The organism is Methylobacterium sp. 10, assembly GCF_000519085.1.
Taxonomy (GTDB): domain Bacteria; phylum Pseudomonadota; class Alphaproteobacteria; order Rhizobiales; family Beijerinckiaceae; genus Methylobacterium.
Window position 1 is genome coordinate 745,049 of sequence record NZ_KI912577.1, and the last position, 18,015, is coordinate 763,063.

General features: G+C 68.5%; 9 protein-coding genes. 3 read left to right on the forward strand and 6 right to left on the reverse strand.

Annotated elements, in window-relative coordinates; all coding sequences use genetic code 11:
* Positions 1–102 precede the first annotated feature (102 nt).
* Positions 103–915 (reverse strand): WecB/TagA/CpsF family glycosyltransferase, encoded by an 813-nt coding sequence (locus K368_RS23805; protein ID WP_051439995.1) that lies wholly within the window; start codon positions 913–915, stop codon positions 103–105.
* 140 nt (positions 916–1,055) lie between these two features.
* On the reverse strand, positions 1,056–2,060 hold the full coding sequence (locus K368_RS0103445) for a UDP-glucuronic acid decarboxylase family protein (RefSeq protein WP_027171171.1): 1,005 nt from the start codon (positions 2,058–2,060) through the stop codon (positions 1,056–1,058).
* Between the two features lie 430 nt (positions 2,061–2,490).
* Here K368_RS0103445 and K368_RS0103450 point away from each other — a divergent pair, with 430 nt between their 5' ends.
* Both K368_RS0103450 and K368_RS0103455 read left to right on the forward strand, forming a co-directional pair.
* Complete coding sequence (locus K368_RS0103450) at positions 2,491–3,726, forward strand: polysaccharide biosynthesis/export family protein (RefSeq protein ID WP_245259658.1); 1,236 nt, start codon at positions 2,491–2,493, stop codon at positions 3,724–3,726.
* Between the two features lie 378 nt (positions 3,727–4,104).
* Positions 4,105–4,833, forward strand: a complete 729-nt coding sequence (locus tag K368_RS0103455) for a Crp/Fnr family transcriptional regulator (RefSeq protein WP_018046139.1) — start codon at positions 4,105–4,107, stop codon at positions 4,831–4,833.
* A 337-nt stretch (positions 4,834–5,170) separates the two neighbouring features.
* Here K368_RS0103455 and K368_RS23810 read toward each other — a convergent pair whose 3' ends face one another.
* Together K368_RS23810 and K368_RS0103470 are read right to left on the reverse strand one after the other, a co-directional pair.
* Positions 5,171–6,541 (reverse strand): polysaccharide biosynthesis C-terminal domain-containing protein, encoded by a 1,371-nt coding sequence (locus tag K368_RS23810; RefSeq protein WP_197030974.1) that lies wholly within the window; start codon positions 6,539–6,541, stop codon positions 5,171–5,173.
* 202 nt (positions 6,542–6,743) lie between these two features.
* On the reverse strand, positions 6,744–8,936 hold the full coding sequence (locus K368_RS0103470) for a polysaccharide biosynthesis tyrosine autokinase (RefSeq protein ID WP_027171173.1): 2,193 nt from the start codon (positions 8,934–8,936) through the stop codon (positions 6,744–6,746).
* 367 nt (positions 8,937–9,303) lie between these two features.
* Between K368_RS0103470 and K368_RS23815 the strand changes: the two genes are divergently transcribed.
* Entirely contained in the window at positions 9,304–10,806 is a 1,503-nt protein-coding gene (locus K368_RS23815) for a right-handed parallel beta-helix repeat-containing protein (protein WP_051439735.1), read from the forward strand.
* Here K368_RS23815 and K368_RS0103480 read toward each other — a convergent pair.
* Both K368_RS0103480 and K368_RS0103485 read right to left on the reverse strand, forming a co-directional pair.
* Positions 10,784–11,638, reverse strand: a complete 855-nt coding sequence (locus tag K368_RS0103480; RefSeq protein ID WP_027171174.1) for an FkbM family methyltransferase — start codon at positions 11,636–11,638, stop codon at positions 10,784–10,786. The genes K368_RS23815 and K368_RS0103480 overlap by 23 nt on opposite strands.
* 112 nt (positions 11,639–11,750) lie before the next feature.
* Positions 11,751–17,984: a type I polyketide synthase gene (locus K368_RS0103485; RefSeq protein WP_027171175.1), complete on the reverse strand. Its 6,234-nt coding sequence runs from the start codon at positions 17,982–17,984 to the stop codon at positions 11,751–11,753.
* Between the last annotated feature and the right edge of the window lie 31 nt (positions 17,985–18,015).

The following is an 18,015-nucleotide window of genomic DNA, read 5'->3' on the forward strand; positions in this document are numbered from 1 at the left end:
GGAAGCCATTCCGGAAGCTCGAGGCCATGCTGGCCCTGGAACGAGAGGAGGCCGGATACCGTCGCGACGGGGCCAACGCCCGGCACGGCCCGGGAGTGGGCATCAGCCGGGCCGATGAGGCGGCGGGGCCGGCATCGTAGAGGCGGCCCCGCCCCGGATGCGGGAAGCGAGCCACGTCTTGAGAAGCTGCCCAGCGGCGAGCAGCAGGAATAGGGGAACGATCTTCATGTAGCGGGCGAAGAGCCGCCTCGGCTCGCTTACGAGGCGAAACAGCCATTCGAGGCCCCGCTTCTGCATCCAGACCGGAGCCTGCCGCTTGGTGCCCGCCAGGAAATCGAAGGCGGCGCCGACGCCGATCATCACCGGCGCATCGATGCGTCCGAGATGGGAGGCCATCCAGTTTTCCTGCTTGGGCGTGCTGAGGCCGACCCAGACGATGTCCGGCCGCGCGGCATTGATCTGTGCCACCACCGCCTCGTCCTCCTCCCGCGACAGGCTGCGGAACGGAGGGCAACAGGTGCCGACCACGGACAGTCCCGGATGCGCGTCGCGGAGGCGGGCGCTCAGGGCATCGGCTACGCCGGGTGCTCCGCCATAGTAGAAATGGCGATAGCCGCGGGCCGGCGACAGGCGCGTGATCGCACGCATCAGGTCGGGGCCGTAGACTCGCTCGGTCGCCGTATGGCCGAGGAGCCGCGACATCCAGACGAGGGGCATGCCATCCGGCGTCACGAGATCCGCCGCGTTGTGGATCGCGAGCAAGTGCGGATCGCTCCTGCTCTCGATCACCCCATGGGCCCCGGTGATGCAGACGTAATGCGGCGTCCGCAAGCGGACGAAGGCATCGATGGCGGCGATGGCGTCCGCGAAGGTTATGGCGCTGACGCCGAGCCCCAGAACCTTGGCGCGCGGCATTTCCCAGCGCCCGGCGGGCGCGGATGAGGCCCCCGCCGCCTCCGCGCCCGTCACCTCGACCGCGTGGCGGCGGTGAGTTTCCGGGCGTACGGATCGCGCCCAGCGATTCAGGTCGGCGCCGCTCGGCGTGAGATCGTCGGTCATCCCGCGACCTGCGTCAGGGGTTCGGAGCGGGCCAGTTCGCGCAGGGCATGAATCGGCGAGCCCTTCTGGATGAGCCGCGCTTCGAAGTAGGCGATCGTCCGCACCAGGCCGGTATCGAGATCGACCCGCGGCGACCATCTCAGCTTCTCGCGGGCGCGGGAGATGTCGGGACAGCGCCGCTTCGGGTCGTCCTGGGGCAGGGGGCGGCATTCGATCGTCGAGCGCGAGTTGCACAGCTGCACGATGCGCTCGGCCAGGGCGAGGACGTTGATCTCTGACGGGTTGCCGAGGTTGACCACGTCGCCGGGCTCCTCCTCCACCGCCATCAGGCGGAGCAGGCCTTCGACGAGATCGTCCACGTAGCAGAACGACCGGGTCTGGGAGCCGTCGCCGTAGATCGTGATCGGCTGATGCGTCAGCGCCTGGACGATGAAGTTCGAGATCACCCGGCCATCCTGCGGGTGCATGTTCGGTCCGTAGGTGTTGAAGATCCGCGCCACGCGCACCGACATCCGATGTTGTCGGCGGTAGTCGTGGAACAGCGTCTCGGCGCAGCGCTTGCCCTCGTCGTAACAGGCGCGCGGCCCGACGATGCTGACATGGCCGCAATAGCCCTCGGGCTGCGGGTGAACGTCCGGATCGCCATAGACCTCGCTGGTCGAGGCCTGGAGGATGCGAGCGTGAAGACGCTTGGACAGGCCGAGCATGTTGATCGCCCCCATCACGCTGGTCTTCGTCGTCTGGACGGGGTCGCGTTGATAGTGAACCGGAGAAGCCGGGCAGGCGAGATTGTAGATCTCGTCGACCTCCACGTAGAGCGGGAACGTCACGTCGTGGCGAAGGAGCTCGAAGGATTGGTGCGTGAGCAGCTTATCCAGGTTCGAGCGCGCACCTGTCAGGAAGTTATCGACGCAGAGAACTTCGTTTCCCTGCTTGATCAGCCGTCCACAGAGATGAGACCCGATGAACCCGGCCCCACCCGTTACGAGGATGCGCTTCATTGTCGGTGCCCCTCCGGCTCATTCCCAGGACCGACGATGGTCGCGTCCGAGACTGGAACGAGCGTTCCGTCGGTGATCTCGCCCTACCGTCCCCTCGGAGAGGAACTCGGAGCGTCGCTGAACCATGGAGGACAATCATCGCACACTACAAGTGGCGCATCCGGTGCATAGGACAGACTTCATGCCCGAATAAGGAATAGTACCATCGAATATTACCGCGACTCGGCACCAAAAATCACCGGCTATAATTCAGAACATAGCCGTTCGTCGGAAGGATTAATTCCTTGTAGAACCGTGATCGTCCGAAAGGCGATGCCGGAGCCGGAGTTGCCGCAGTTTAGACTATCGGCGGTCCTGCGAGATAGGCCTCACCAGATAAGCGGTCGGTTGATCCATGATGAGACAGCATCGACGGACGCGCTTGGCGCGCGTGCCCCACCGCATCGCGGCACTCGCCCTGTGGATCGCCCTCGGGGGGGCGGCCAGCGCCCAGGATTCCACTTACCGCCTCGCGCCCGGAGACCGGCTCGGATTGTCGGTCTATGGCCAAGCCGAACTCTCGGGGGAGTTCGTGGTCAATGGCAGCGGCGCCCTGTTCCTGCCCCTGGTCGGCGAAGTCTCCGTGTCGGCGATGACCTTGCCGGAGGCGCAGAAGCAGATCGTCAGCCATCTGGCCGACGGCTTCCTGCAGCAGCCGGTGGTGAGCCTGCGCATCACGGAGATGCGGCCGATCTACCTCCTCGGCGATGTGCGCGTCGCGGGGAGCTACCCGTTCCGCTACGGGGCCTCGGTCCTCAGCGGCATCGCCCTGGCCGGCGGCTTCGCCTTGCCCGAACAGGCGCAGATCTCCCAACGCACGGAGTTCCTGAGCGCCGATGAGCGGGTCCGGGTCCTGGAGGCGACCCTGCGCCTGCTCATGGTCCGGCGCGAGAGGCTGGAAGCACAGCGGCAAGACCGCGAGGATTTCACCCCGCCGCGCGGCAGTGAACGCGACGAGGGCTTCACCCGCCTCCTCGCGGAGGAACGCGGGATCCTGAAGGCGCAGCGGAGTGCCTTCGCGCAATCCGCCGAGATGCTCCGTGCGCAGAAGCCGCGGATCGAGGCGGAGATCGCCGGCGTCGAGGCGCAACGCAAGGCGGAGGAGACCCAGCTCCGGCTGATCCAGTCCCATCTCGAAGATTACGAGAAGCTCATCAGCAACGGTTTGGCGCGGCGATACCAGGGGATCGAACTGCAGCGCGAGGAGGCTCGGAACAAGGGAACCATCGCGCGGCTGAACTCCGAACTCGCCCGGCTCGATCTGGCGATCGGCGACCTCGCCCTGCGCGGCCAGGAAATCACCGATACTTATCATCGCCGCATCCTCACCGAACTTCAGGACGTGACCACGCGCCTGACGGAAGTGGAGATGCAGTTGCCGAGCGCCCGCGAGATCCGGGAGGCGCGCCTCCAATCCGGCGGCACGCTCGGTGCCGCCGGCCCCGGCACCCCGGCGCGGAAAGTCTTCATCACGCGCACCGTAGGCGAGGGGACGGAGACCTTCGAGGCGAACGAGCGTGCGCTCCTCCAGCCGGGCGACATCATCGACGTCCGCCGCGAGCCGCCGACGATTCCGATCCGGACGAGCCTGGCCCTGCCCGAACCGGGCTCCCTCCCTGCGCGCTGACACGGGAACCGGCAGTTCCCCCCACGGCCGATGCGGCGGGCACCGACACGGTTGGGGCGTCGCGAGGCCGTCGGCGTCCCAACGACCATCCGCCTCGCACTTGCAGGATGCGTGTGGGCGCAGGCTCGCCCCACCACGGGCGGAGGCGGGAGCCGGCCGCCTTGGACACGAGGCTCGGCCTTGGTACCCGGATCGCCCACGCGCATCGCCAAATCTCAAATGCTACGAATTAAAATACACTCTGATGTCGGAATTAGTACTTAATATTGTGCTATTTTACTGGAATTTTAATCAATACTCTGCAGAATACGAGTCTTCGCCATTGTTTGTTCCGAGTTTCTTGAAAGTATAGGCGAGATGCTTGCCGGAGCGTCACTAATGAACTCACGACTCCAGCCGCTCCAGGCGCCGTTGGTCGAAAACCGCCTCTTGCGGGCGCTTCCCATCGAAGTCTTCAGCCAGATGCTGCCGCAGCTCGAAGAGGTGGTGCTGACCGTCGGCGAGCGGATCGTCATGGCCAACGAGCCCATCCCGCACGCGTATTTCATCGAGAGCGGACTGGCCTCCGTCACCATGGCGATCGCCGAACGCGGCACCGTGGAAATCGCCGTCGTCGGGCGCGATGGAATGGTCAGCACCGCCCTCGTGCTCGGCATCGAGCATACGCCCCTCACGGTGGAAGTCCGCGTGGCGGGCCGCGCCCTGCGGATGGGCGCGGGTGCACTGCGCCAGGCAATGGCCCAGAGCAGTGCCCTGCGCGACATCCTCCTGCGCTACGTCCAGGTCGTCATCCTCTGGACCAGCCAGATGGCCCTGGCCAACCGGCACCATTCGGTGGAGGAGCGCCTGGCGCTCTGCCTCCTCCTGGCCAGTGACAGGCTCGACGAGGGCCGCGTAGTGATGACTCACGAGATGCTGGCACTGATGCTCGGCATGCACCGCCCGCGCGTCACCGTCGCCCTGCACGAGTTGGAGCGCACGCGGATGATCGTGATGCGGCGCGGGCAGATCACGATCCGTGACCGGCTCAAGCTCGTGGAACTGGCCGGCGACAGCTATGGGCTCGCCGAGGCCGAGTACGAGCGGCTGATCGGCCCCTTCATCTGATACCTGAGGGTGGCGAGGGGAACTCCTCACTCTCTGCCCGCGCGATGGCGCGGCGGCTTGGGTCCGCCGAACGCGCCAAGGCCGAGCATCGGTCGGAACCTGTGCCGATTGCCATGACGGCGCGTTGGGTCTGCATGCCCAAACCGCAGAGGCACCGCGTAGCAGCCCCCCAGAAGCGCCTGACGATAAGGCTATTTGTTGGGGTGACCCACTCACGCTCGTCGCCCTGGTGCCCCCGTAAAGACTGGTCGGACAGGTGCCGGGAGGACCGGCGAGGCCCTGCGGCACCGGCGGATGCCCTCGTCCGCGGCGGGGCCGGATTCGGCGTGAGCGCCGGTCAGGTCTGCCTCAGTTCCGAAGCCGGCATCGCCGCGACGCGTGACGCCACGGCGTTGCCCATGGCCTCACCCGGATCGTCCACTGCGGAGCGGGGCGAGATTGGCTGGTCTCGCCCCCTGCCGGATGAAGTGTTGGCGGTGTCAGCAGCGATCATCCTGTTGAAGAGGAGATGCAGCACGCTCAGGCGCACGGCGTTCGCGAGGCAGAGAGCGATGCAGGCTCCGTTGAGGCCGAACCCGATGATGAGCGGGATAGCAATCGGGATCGTCGCCACGGCCCCGGCCGCATTCACGATCAGAGCTTGCTTGGCTTGTGAGACACCGTGGAAATAGGCGCACACGATGTCCGTCACGAACGCGGCGAGGGCCGCTACGGCGAGGAGCCGGACTGGGGTCGCGATGTCCACATAGGGAGACCCGGCGCCGTAGATGAGGCCGAGGACCGCGTGGGGAAAGGCGATGATGGCCGCCAGAAACACGATCACAATGGGCATCCCCGACAGGACGAGGGGGTGGGTGGCACGCCATGCCTCTGCCTTTCCCCCGGCATGCGCCCGCGCGGAGACCTGAAGGATGACGTTACCGAGCCCGATCATGAGCGGGTTGAGCAGGTTGACGATATTGAAGCCGGCCTGGAGCAGCGCCGGCAAAGCGGCCCCGGAAAGGGCGGCCAGGAACCAGAACAGGAACTGGACCCGCAGGGCGGCGCAGAGGTTGTTCGCCAGCGCCCATCCGCCGAGGCGCCAGAATTCCAGGGCGACGCTCCGGATGCGGCTCATCGCATGCCGGCGCAGGGAAAAACCCACCTGAATTCCCTGGAGGATGGCCGCCGCCGCCGATGTGACGGCCATGACATAGAGGGCGGTCTCCAGGGTCAGTTCACCCCGGAGGGCGAGCCAGAGGGCGATCAGGATCTGCCCCATATAGCTGATGATCTCGCCGGGAACGGCGGCTCCGAAGCGCAGTTCCACGAACAGGTAGCGCCGAAACGCCTCCTGGATCTGCCAGATGAAGAAGTAGACGAGCAGTGCCGCGATGAGGTCCGGCCGACCGATGAGCAAGGCCGTGACGGCGAGGACGAGACCGGCCGGAACGCACAGACCGACGAGCAGGATGAAGCTCACGCTCATCAGTTCGGCGATGCGGCCCCGGTCCGCGGGATCGGCCAGGACCGACATCGGATAGAACAGCACCGACGCCATGACGGTGTAGAGGATCATCAGGATCCCAAAGAGCAGCGCGAAGGCACCGTATTCCTGCGGCGGCAATGTCCGCGCGAGGGTGATCGTGAACAGGAAGTTGCCCAGGCTCGCGACGCCTTGATCGATCAGGGGCCAGGCGATCCGCGCAGCCCGCTCTCTAGCGAGCACCGGCCGGCTCCACCGCCGGTCGCGTCTGGCCGGCACCGGCCACATGGTGGCGCGGCGCGCCGCCTCCGCCGACAGGCGTGAACACGATGATGATCGAAGCCATGATCGACATCCGCTGGATGGCCGCCAAGAAAAAAATCGCGCAAGAAAAAATCGCGCCAGAAACATCACGCAGGTCGGAATCGTGCCTGCGGAGTCCGTCCTATGAGGACAGCTTGGACGGCAGCAGATTGCCTCGCGCGTGGTGCGACGCGGCTTCCTCGAAATGCCCCCGGTAATCGTTGTAATGGGAGCATTGGTCGACCACGCGGTAGTCCTTGTGCTCCGTCAGATTGACATGCGTCAGGACCATGCCGCGCAGACGCACGGAATTGTCCTGCAGCCGCCGCAACGCCGCCTGGACCGTCTCGCGCGGGGTCCGGTTCCAGTGAACGGCCATGACCGTGACGTCGGCGAGGCCGCCCATTGTCAGGACATCGACGGACAGCATCACGGGGGGAGCCTCGACGAGGACGAGATCGAAGCTTTCCCGAGCCCGTTCGATGAAACTCTCGAAGGCCGGCGTCAGGAATAGCTCGTGCGAGTCGCCGTGCTCGGCCCGATGCAGCACCACGACCCTTCCGGAGTCGTTCTGCAACGGGAAGCCGGCAGGGTCACCGAACACGACATCCTCGAGACTGGGCTGGTCGGTCTCCGCATGGAGGCGCGGCGTACTGTCGATCACGAGGGTCCGAATGCCGCGCTGAGCCAGGAGGCTCGCCATCGCCATGCAGAGAAGCGATTTGCCCTCGCCGGGCACCGAGGACGTCACCATGACGACGCGGGGCTCGGCCAGGGTGCGGGCTACGGTGAGCGATGCGCTGACGAGACGTATCGATTCGTCGAACATCCGGACCTCGGCGGCCGACGAGCCGCTGGTGAGTTCCGGCACCATGCCGAGGCAGCGGTGGGAGGTTTCGTGCGCTATCTCGGCATCGGACCGGAAGCCGGTGTCGCGCCGGTCCATCATCACGGCATAGCCGATCCCCACGCCGCTCGCCCCGAGGACGCTGAGGCAGATCAGCATGAGCCGGTTCGGCCCCGACGGGACCGTCACGGGCTTGGCCGCCATGACGATCTGCGTGGTCGAGGACTTCATCCCGGTGAGCGCCAGCGCCTGGGCATGGCCATCGCTCAGCAGCTTGAGGCGCTCGCGGATGGCCACCGCGTTGGTCTGCAGGCTCTGTAGCTTCGCGTCCTGCCCCATCCCCTCGACGAGGTTCGTCTTCATCACCCCGACCCTGTCGGCGAGGTTCGCCTCGTCGGCGATGGCCGCCTTGACGTCGCTTTCGAGGTTGCCGATCGCGCGCTTGATCTCCTCGCGAAGCCGCGATTGCGCGGCCTCGATATTCGCCTTGGCCTGCAGGTAGGCCGGATGACGCGGTCCAGTCGCGGCGACGTTGGCGAATTCCCGCGTGGCTGATTCCGCGCTCTCCAGCATCCTCTGGATCAGGGGCGCGCCGGACAGGTCCTGCGCCGAGGGGGTGCCGCCGGCGGCGAAGGCCTCCTGCGCCCGCGACAGGCGGCCTTCGGCGGCGATCCGAGTCTGGCGGGCGGCGGCGAGCTGTGCCACGGCATCGCGCACCTCCTGCTGCGGCAGGCTCATGCCCTGCGTGCCGCCCTCCACATAGCCGGTCTCCCGCCTGTAGCGGTCGACGGCCGCCTCGGCGTTCTCGAGCTCCCGCCGGCTCTCGCCGATCTGCTCCTCGAGCCAGGTTCTGGTCCGCTCGGCCGCCGCCACCCCCATCTCCAGGCGGTTGCGCAGATAGGCGTCGACCACGGCGTTGACGATCCGCGCCGAACGCTCCGGTGAGGTCGAGTTGTAGGATACGTTGATCAGGTAGGCCCGCGTATCGTTGGTCACGGTCAGGTTCCGCGAGAGTTCGCGGGTCACCGCCTCCACCGAGGCTGTGGCATCGGCGGGCTGCTTCGCCGATCCTGGCAGCAGGGTCGAGAGGATGCGGGAGACGATGCCCGGCCCCCGCGCAAAGGCCGGGTCATCCTGAAGCTTCAGATCCTCCACCGCGTGTCTCACGATGGCCAACGAGCGGATCACCCGCGCCTCGCTCTCGACGATGGCGCCGGCATCGAGGCTGGTCGCTGCCTGCTGGTTCGGCGACGTGGCCTGAGAGGCGCCGACCCGGCTGAGATCGACCTGGATCAGGGATTCGGCGCTGTACTTGTCGGGCAGCGACCAGCAGATGGCCGTCGCGAGCACCAGGGCGGCGGCAGCGAGCCCGACGATCAACCGGCGGTGCCGAAGGATCGCGGTGAGGAACCCCAGGGTTTGGGCTTCGTAGGTCTGGCGGAGCACGACGCTGACCCCGCTCTTCGAGTGGTCCAGAACCCGGTTCATTCCGTCCTCGTTGATCGTGGCAAGCGCGGCGCTCCGGTCGGGGGATCGGACGTCTTCCGGGCATCCGGGGCGTGATGGGGGAGCTTCCATCCACCATCCGGCCGATCCACCGCTTGGTCGGTGCGATTGAGCGGGATTTCGGCTTCGCTTGGGAAGTGAGATCACGGACTAACCCGTTCGCCCCGGCGATCTAGACCGTTTTTCACCTTCCTTTCCGCGAGAATGAACGCTCACTGTTTTGAAAAATCCGGTACAGGGCCGGCGGCGTCGAGATTTCGTCCCGGCCGTGACTGTACCGGCAGGCAAAAGTGCTTCCTGAATGATCGGAGTTGTGGATGACCGCTCGGCAAAGGCCACATCGGCAGCGATGCCCGCCGCCCTCTTCGCTTACCGGGCGGCAGGAGCCATGACGCGGTGCGCGCTCCGCCATGCGCTACCCCTCGCCGGACTGATCCTCTGGCAGGGGGGCGGCCCCGCAAGGGGAGAGGGGGCGGAAAGCGGCTGCCCCGCCACGGCCGTGCGCGTCGCCGCCGGCGAGTCCATCCAGCGGGCTGCGATCCGCGCCGGAGAAGGCGGGACCATCTGCATCGGCGCAGGCCTCTACCGGATGCAGGAGATCGCCCCCTTGCGCGGTCAAACGTTCCTCGGCGAGCCCGGCAGCATCCTCGACGGCTCGCGCATCGTCCGGCAGTTCGAGCGGGTGGGCCCGTTCTGGGCCCTCACCGGATTGTACCCACGCCATGTGGGCGCCGGCCAGTGTCGCGGCGGCGGCTCGCTCTGTCTCCTGTCGCTGGCCGTGTTCCTCGACGGCCAGCCGCTCACCCGCGTCGCGTCGCGCGGTGATCTCAGTCCCGGACGTTACGTTGTGGAGGCAGCGGCCGGCCGAGCGATCCTCGCCGACAACCCGGAGGGACGTCGCGTCGAGGCCAGCGGGGCGCGCTTCGCCTTCCGCAGCCGGGCCGCCGATGTGCGGATCAGGGGACTCGTCGTCCAAAAATACGACACGCCGACCCAGATGGGGGCGATCCGCGGCGGCGAGGGCACCGGGTGGCGCGTGGAGAATTCGCAGATCCGCCTGAATGCCGGGCTCGGCGTCGATGTCGGCACCGACGGGGCCATCACGGGCAGCACGATCGAGCGGAACGGCCAGCTCGGCGCGGCCGCGCAGGGCCGGCGGATCCTGATTGAGAACAACCGCATCGCTTCGAACAACACGTCCGGCTTCGACCCCGAATGGGAGGCCGGCGGCCTCAAGATCACCCAGAGCCAGGAGGTGGTCCTGCGCGGGAACCACGTCCACGACAATGCGGGTCCCGGCCTCTGGTGCGACATCGATTGCCGGGAGGTGCTGTTCGAGAGGAACAATGTGGAGAACAATTCCACCGCCGGGATCTTCTTCGAGATCTCCTACGACGCCGTGATCCGCGGGAACACGCTGCGCTTCAACGGCGCGGGCCATCCGGTCTGGTTCTGGGGGGCCGACATTCAGGTGGCGGCCTCGAGCGGCGTCGAGGTCTCCGACAACACCATCACCGTCCGGCCCGACGGCCGCGCCATCGTGCTCGTCGACCAGGGCCGCGAGAAGGACGGCGGCGGCTTCTACAGGACGACCGGAAACCGCGTCCACGACAACCGGATCCTGTTCACCGGCAGAGGCAGCGCCGGCGGCGTCACGGATACGAACGAGGCCGCCCCGAATGCCCGGATCATCGAGGAGGGCGGCAACAGTTTCGACAGGAACACCTACGCCGCGCCTGCCGACGTGAAGCCGGTCTTCATCTGGGGGCGGACGCCCATCGACTATGCGGGCTTCCGCGATGCCGGGCAGGAGACGCTGGGCCGCCTCGTCACGCGGACGGCACCACCCTGAGAAGCCCCCTTGTCGGCCAGCTCGACGTGTCGCCCCTGGCGGATGCGGCGGGGGACTTGAAGAGCATCAGGTTGTCGCCCGACAGGATCATCTCCCGCCGCTCGCGCAGGAGGCTGTCCTGCAGCGGAAAGCTGGTTCCATCGCCCGGCAGCATCCAGTCGTGCGGTTCGACGATGATCGCATGCGGCTCCGAGACCCAGCCGATCTCGCCGGAGAAAACGTCCTTCTCGAAGCCTTCGATATCGATCTTGACGATCAGCAACTCGCCATTGGGGATCAGATCCTTGAGTTCCGCGATGACGGTGATCGGGATGCCGTGGTCCGACCGCCCGGTCGGCCCGCTGTCGGCGCCGCCGTTGCTGTAATCGAGATTGACGCACCCGCGCCGGCCGCCGAGGGCGGTGGGGACGACGCAGATATTGGCGCAGACCTCGGTGTTCTTACGGCAAACGACGAGGTTGTCCTTGTCCGGCTCCACCGCCAGCACGACCGCCCTTGGATAGGCCTTCGCGAAGTAGCGCGCCGCGATTCCCACATTGGCGCCTCCGTCGATGATGATCGGCGTCTTTCCGGCGGTGCAGATCCGCTCGTACTCGCTCCGGGTGGCCGCCCCCTGGCGGACCCGGTCGAGGTTGTAGGTCATGTCACCGAAGACGGATCTCAGCACCTCCATGTCCGACGTGTGCGGCCGGATGTAGAACGCGCCGTGGACCGTCCGGACAAGACGGCCCTCGCGGGAGGATGCGCGGCGGTGGAGCCCGCGCAGGAGCACGGGCAGGCCGAGTTGCTTGACGTCGCTGTAGTTCCTGTAGGCGCGATCGACGAAATCCATCTTCGGTCTCCCTGCCGGGCAACGGGGTATCGTCATGTGCGGAGCGGGGCGACGCAGACGCTCGGTCGGGCCTAGGCGATGCGGCATCCGGGGTGATCGGCCGGCGCCCGCATCAGGCGCTCTTGCGCACGGGATAGTGCATCAGGGCGTCGAGCCTGCGCCGGAGGATGCCGGCGAGCTTGTCCACGGCGGGCTCCTGGAACAGCGTCTCGTGCGTCGCCGCGATCTTGTGGATGTCGATCCCCCCCTGGACGAGGCCGCCCCAGCCGAGATCCGGGCCGGCGAGGAGATAGGGGACATACGCATCCGTCGAGCGGAACAGCAGCATGCTCCCCGCATAGGGCTCCGGGGTGTAGCGGCTCTGCGCGACGAGGTAGGCGTTCATGATGTACTGCGCGCGGTACATGTCGGGGATCGGGACGTTCGGGTCGAAGCGCTCCCGCGCGAATTCCGCGGCGCGGCGGCGGCGCTCGATCAGGCGGGACGGCCAGCCGAGCGTATAGCCGAGGCTCCAGCGGCGGACCGCCCAGAGCCGCTCGACGGTGCTGTGATGCCGTGCGGCGCTGGTGGCCGATAGGGTGTCGAAGAGGACGAGGAGCGCGATGGAATAGCCCGCGCGGGTCAGCTGCTGCGCGACCTCGTAGGCGATCACCCCGCCGCCGGAATAGCCCGCGATCCGGTAGGGACCATGCGCGTCGACCTCGCGGATGGCCGCGATGTAGGAGGCCGCCATCTCCTCGATGGATTCCAGCGGCGCGAGCCGCCCGTCGGCGCCGCGCGCCTGCAATCCGTAGAAGGGCTGGTCCCGGCCGAGGCGCCGGCTCAGCTTCTCGAAGTTGAGGACGTTGCCCTGGCCGCCATGGATGCAGAAGATCGGGGCCCGGGTGGGGACGCCCCGGCAGATCTCCACCAGGGGCGACCAGGCCACGGGCGGCATCGCCAGCACCTTGTCCGACGCCGCCGCTCCTTCGGTGCCGTCCGCCGCGGGTTCCGGCGCGATCATCCCGCCGACCAGGCTCGCCAGCTGGCGCAGGGTGGAGGCGCGGAACAGGGTGGCGATCGGCAAGTCCACGTCGTGGTTCTTGCGGATGCGGGCGAACAGCCGCACCGCCAGCAGCGAAAACCCGCCGAGCTCGAAGAAGTCGTCCTGGGGACGCACCGCGGGGACGCCGAGCAGGTCCGCCCAGTACCCGCCGATCTGGCGTTCGATCTCGCTCGCGTAGTCCGGCTCGCCGCCGGCCGGCCGGGCCGAACGCTGTGCCGCCACCGGCTTCGGGCGGATCGCGGCCAGGGCCTCCCGGCGCAGGTCGGACAGGGCGATCGACGACGCGACGATCCCGACGCCCCGGCACTCGAGGACCCGGCGGAACAGGTCGGGAGCGTCCGCCGCCATGATGCCGGCCTTGAGCCGCGCCTCGAGGCTCGGCGGATGCGCCTCGGCCTGCGAGGACTTCACCGCGCGGGACACGCTCTGCAGGGTGAAGCCTTCGAAGACGGCGAGCGGCACCCCGTTCACATCGCCGATGACCACGTCGAACCGGGCGGAGGCGCCGTGCTGCAGCGCCGTGAGCCGGGCGTGACTGCGGATCCGGCAGGGCCAGCGGCCCGGCGCGATCCGCATGCGCTCGATCGACGTCGGGACGTAGACCATGTCGTCGGCCGGGGGCGCGAGGAGATGCAGCCCGAAGGTGGTCGCGATATCGGTGAGCGCCGGGTGCGCCGTGATCCCGTCGAGGTCGCCCGCGAACTCGGCGGCCAGTTCGAGTTCGGCCACGGCCTCCCAATCGCCGCGCTCGATCCAGCGTATCGTGCGCCAGCGCGGCCCGAACGTCACGGTCTCGCCCTGCGGGAAGCCGAGGCCCGGAAGCGCGTGCACCCCCTCCCGGCGCGCCGCCCGGCGGGCTACCCGCCGGACCGCCCAGGGCAGGGTCGATCCCGGCCACAGGGTGGCGCGGGCATGCTCGACCCATTCCTCGCCCAGGAGGGGGCGGCTCTCGACGGAGAGGGCGAAACCGCCGCCGTCGAGAGCCGTGAGCGTGGTGCGCACGAGGCGCTTCACGCCGGGCTCGAACACGAGGGGAAGATCGACCGTGAGCCCGCGCAGATCGACGCCGGAGGAGGTGAACCCCGCCGTGGCGGCCGCGAGCGCGATCTCCGCATAGGCCGCGCCGGGCAGGATCGGACGGCCGTCGAGGACGTGCTCCGCCAGCACCCACATGCGGGCGGGGTCGTAGAGGGCCTGGAAGGTGATGGCGGTCTCGGTGCGGCCGGTCTCGACCCCGAGGAGCGGATGACCCTCGGGGGTACCGGACATGGCCGCTCCCCCGTAGATCCGGGCCGCCATGCCGATATCGCCCCAGATTCCCCAGGCCACCGAGAGGCCGTCGCCGCGCCGGGCGGCCAGGGCGTCCAGGGCGGTGTTGGCCGCGGCGTAATCGACCTGGCCGGGCGGGCCGATCTGGGCGCTGGTGGAGGAGAACACCACGAACAGGTCGAGGCTTCCCTGCGGCAGCAGAGCGTCGAGGATCAGGCCACCGGCCAGCTTCGGCGCCATCACCCGACGGCTGGATTCGACGGTCTTCTCCATGATCGGGCCATCGTCGATGGAGCCCGCCGCGTGGAACACGCCGTGGAGCGCGCCGAAGCGTTGCCGCGCGGCGACGATGACCCGCTCCATGGCCGAGCGGTCGGTCACGTCGGCGCTCACCGCGAGGATCTCCGCCCCCTCGGCTTCCAGATCGCGGATCGCCGCCACATGCGCGGAGGCATCGCGCCCCACCAGCACGAGCCGCGCGTTCACATCGCGCGCCAGCCACCCGGCGAGGGCGAGGCCCAGGCCGCCGAACCCGCCGGTGACGAGATAGACGCCGCTCCGGCGCAGCCGATGGGGAAGCCCCGCCGGCCCCTCGATACGCGTGGGCACCATCCGCTGAACCAGTCGCGCGCCCGTGCGATAGGCCACGAGGTCGACGCCGTGCTCGGCATCGCATTCCGCGAGAACGAGGGCGGCTTCCGCCACCGGATCCTCGTCGCGGCTCGGAGCATCCTGGCCGCCGAGATCGATGACTTGCGTCGCCAGGCCCGGCATCTCGCGGGGCAGGACCCGGCACAGGCCGAGCAGGGTCGCGCGCTCCGGGTGCCGGGCCGCATGGTTCGGGGGCGACTGGCTCTCCCGCGTCACGACGCTCAGGCGCTGCGGCAATGCGACGTCGCAATATTGTATTGCCTGGCAAAGGGCGAGAAGGCTGTCGAAGGCCAGCGCCTGTTCGGCGCAGGGTCGCTCCGGGGACGGGTCCGGCGCGCTCATCGACCAGAGGTGGAGGATGTGATCCGGCGCCATTCCCTCGCGGTCGAGGGCCGCGACGAGGTCCCGGTACTGGGTCGGCTGGTCGGGCCGCAGCTGGAACAGACGGTTGCGGATCGTGAAGGCCTCGCCGGACCGCACGACGGTCACGCTCGCGCCCCGCTTCTCCAGGGCCGCGAGGATCGCGGTGCTCAGGCGTGAGGCGTCGGCGAAGACCAGCCATGTCCGATCCGGCGCGGCCGCGCGGGACGCAACCGGCACCGGCATCCAGTGCGGCACCGAGAACCAGTTCTCCATGGAATCGAGGCGCTGGAGCCCGTCCGCCCCGGCATCGAGGGCCAACGGCATCGTTGCCGCCCGCACCGGCGCGATCCAGTGCCGGTGCTTCTCGAAGGCGTAGGTCGGCACCGGAACCCGGCGCGCGTCGTCGCCCCCGCGGATCGCCGCCCAATCGACGTCATGGCCGCAGGCCCAGAGCTTGCCGATCGCGGTCAGGGCGACGCAGACATCCGGTTCCGTATCGCCGGGCTGGCCCAAGGTGGGAGCAATGGCCAGCGGGGCGAAGCCCCCGCCTTCCGCGAGGCGCGCGAGAGCGCCGAGGCTGTGGCCCGGCCCGATCTCCAGAAGCGCGCGATCGGGCTCGGCCAGGATCGCCGAGACGCCGGCGCCGAAGCGAACGGTGTGCCGGAGATGCGACACCCAGTAGTCCGGCCGCGTGAGTTCACCGGGCCCGACGAACGCGCCGCTGAGATTCGAGACGAAGGGGATCGTCGGGTCGCGCAGGGTAATCGATGCCAGGCGCGCGCGGAAGCGGTCGAGGAAGGGGTCGAGCATGCGCGAATGGGCGGCGACGTCGATGCGCAGCCGGCGGAACTCGATCCCGTCCTCCGCCAGCCGCCGTTCGAGGGCGGCGATCTCGTGGACGGAGCCGGTCGCCACCGTGAGCGTCGCGGCGTTCTCCGCCGCGATGTCGAGGGCACCGCCGATGCGCTCGCGCAATTCCGCCGAGGGCAGCGACACCGACAGCATGGCGCCTGCGGGCACGGCCTCGAAGATCTGCCCGCGCAGGACGACGACAGAGAGGGCATCGGCGAGGGACATTACGCCGCCGATGCAGGCGGCGGCATACTCGCCCATGCTGTGCCCGATCACGGCGGCGGGCCGGATGTTCCAGGCGAGCATCATGCGCGCCGTGGCGTATTCGACGACGAACAGGGCCGGGATGGTGTAGCGCGGCCGCGCGAGGAGGGCGGCCGCGGCGGCGTCGCCCGGTTCGCTGTCGAGGAGCAGCGCCCGCAGGCCGTCCGGGGCATCGGGCGGCAGCAGCGCGAGGCAGGCCTCCAGCGCCTCGCGGAAGGCCGGGACGTCCCGGTAGAGATCGCGACCCATGCCCGGATACTGCGCCCCGCCGCCGGGGAACATGAAGACCGCGCCGACGGTCCCGGCACCGGCGTTGCCCAGGCCCATGCGGCGGTGTGTGTGGCTGGCCAGGATCTCGCACGCCCCCGCATCATCGCGGGCGATGACGGCGCAGCGATGCGGAAAGGCACGGCGGCCGGCCTGGGTGGTGAAGGCCGCGTTTGCCAGCGTCAGCCCCGGCGAGGGGTCGGCCAGCCTCTCGCGCCATTTGCGTTTCGCCCCGTCGAGGGCCTCGGCAGTTCGTGCCGACAGGGCGAGGATCTGCCAGTCTCGCGCGGGACCCGGCACAGGCACGGGCGGTGCCTCCTCCAGGATGACGTGGGCGTTGGTGCCGCCGACCCCGAGGGAGTTCACCGCGGCGCGCCGGGGTGTCCCGGTCCGTGGCCAGGGTCTGGCCGTCGTGACCACGGCGAACGGGCTCGCGGCGAAATCGAACCGGCCGTTGGGCCGGGCGCAGTTCAGGCTCGCTGGCAGTTCCTCGTGATGCATGGCCAAGGCGACCTTGATCAGGCCCGCCACCCCAGCCGCCGTGTCGAGATGCCCGATATTGGTCTTGAGCGAGCCGATGCCGCAGAACTGGCGCCGGCCGGGGATGGAATAGGCCTCGCTGAGGGCCGCGAGCTCGATGGGGTCTCCCACCGGCGTGCCGGTTCCGTGCGCCTCGATGTAGCTGACGCTTCCGGGGGCGATCCCCCCGACGGCGAGGGCCTCGGCCGCCGCGCGCGCCTGTCCCTCGACGCTGGGGGCGAGGTAGCCGGCCTTGGTCGAGCCGTCGTTGTTGACCGCCGAGCCGCAGATGACCGCGTAGATGTGATCCCCGGCGGCGACGGCGTCCTCCAACCGGCGCAGGGCCACGATGCCGACCCCGCTGCCGAACAGGGTGCCGTTGGCCTCGTCGTCGAAGGCGCGGCAATGCCCGTCCGGCGACAGGATTTCGCCCTCGGCGGCCCGATAGCCCTGCCGGTGCGGCACTTCGATGGTCACCCCGCCGGCCAGCGCCATGTCGCATTCGCCGGACAGCAGGCTCTGGACCGCAAAATGGACTGCCACCAGTGAGGTCGAGCAGGCGGTCTGCACCGAGATGCTCGGCCCCTGCAGGTCGAGGAGGTAGGAGGCCCGGGTGGCGAGGAAGTCCTTGTCGTTGCCCGTGTGGCGCAGGAGGAAGAGCCCCACCTGATCGACGAGTTCGGCATTCGTCATCAGGTTGTTGGCGAAATAGGCCTGCATCCCGCAGCCGGCAAAAACGCCGATCGGGCCCGGAAACGCCTCGGGACGATGGCCCGCATCCTCCAGTGCTTCCCAGGCGCATTCGAGGAAATGCCGGTGCTGGGGGTCGAGGATGGCGGCTTCCCGAGGGCTCAGGCCGAAGAAGCCCGCATCGAACGCCTCCATGTCGGGCAGGACCATGCCGGCCTTGACGTAGCGCGGGTCGCGCAAGTGCGTGGCGGAGACGCCGGAGGCCAGCAGCTCCTCGTCGCTGAACCAATGGGTCGCCTCGCGTCCCGCCTTCAGCAGATTCCAGAGGTCGCCGGTCGTGGCGGCGTCCGGGAAACGCCCCGCCATGCCGATGATGGCGATCCGGCCGGGTGCATCACCTGCTGTGTGGGGGGTCGGCGAATTCATGGCGTACCTCACGTGTCTTTAGATGGCCGAG

What these genes read in the sequence shown, in the direction of transcription:
- K368_RS23805 (WP_051439995.1), bottom strand. Translation starts at nt 915, where the DNA reads ATGCCGCGCGCCAAGGTTCTGGGGCTCGGCGTCAGCGCCATAACCTTC.
- K368_RS0103445 (WP_027171171.1), bottom strand. Translation starts at nt 2,060, where the DNA reads ATGAAGCGCATCCTCGTAACGGGTGGGGCCGGGTTCATCGGGTCTCAT.
- K368_RS0103455 (WP_018046139.1), top strand. Translation starts at nt 4,105, where the DNA reads ATGAACTCACGACTCCAGCCGCTCCAGGCGCCGTTGGTCGAAAACCGC.
- K368_RS0103470 (WP_027171173.1), bottom strand. Translation starts at nt 8,936, where the DNA reads ATGAACCGGGTTCTGGACCACTCGAAGAGCGGGGTCAGCGTCGTGCTC.
- K368_RS23815 (WP_051439735.1), top strand. Translation starts at nt 9,304, where the DNA reads ATGCCCGCCGCCCTCTTCGCTTACCGGGCGGCAGGAGCCATGACGCGG.
- K368_RS0103480 (WP_027171174.1), bottom strand. Translation starts at nt 11,638, where the DNA reads ATGGATTTCGTCGATCGCGCCTACAGGAACTACAGCGACGTCAAGCAA.
- K368_RS0103485 (WP_027171175.1), bottom strand. Translation starts at nt 17,984, where the DNA reads ATGAATTCGCCGACCCCCCACACAGCAGGTGATGCACCCGGCCGGATC.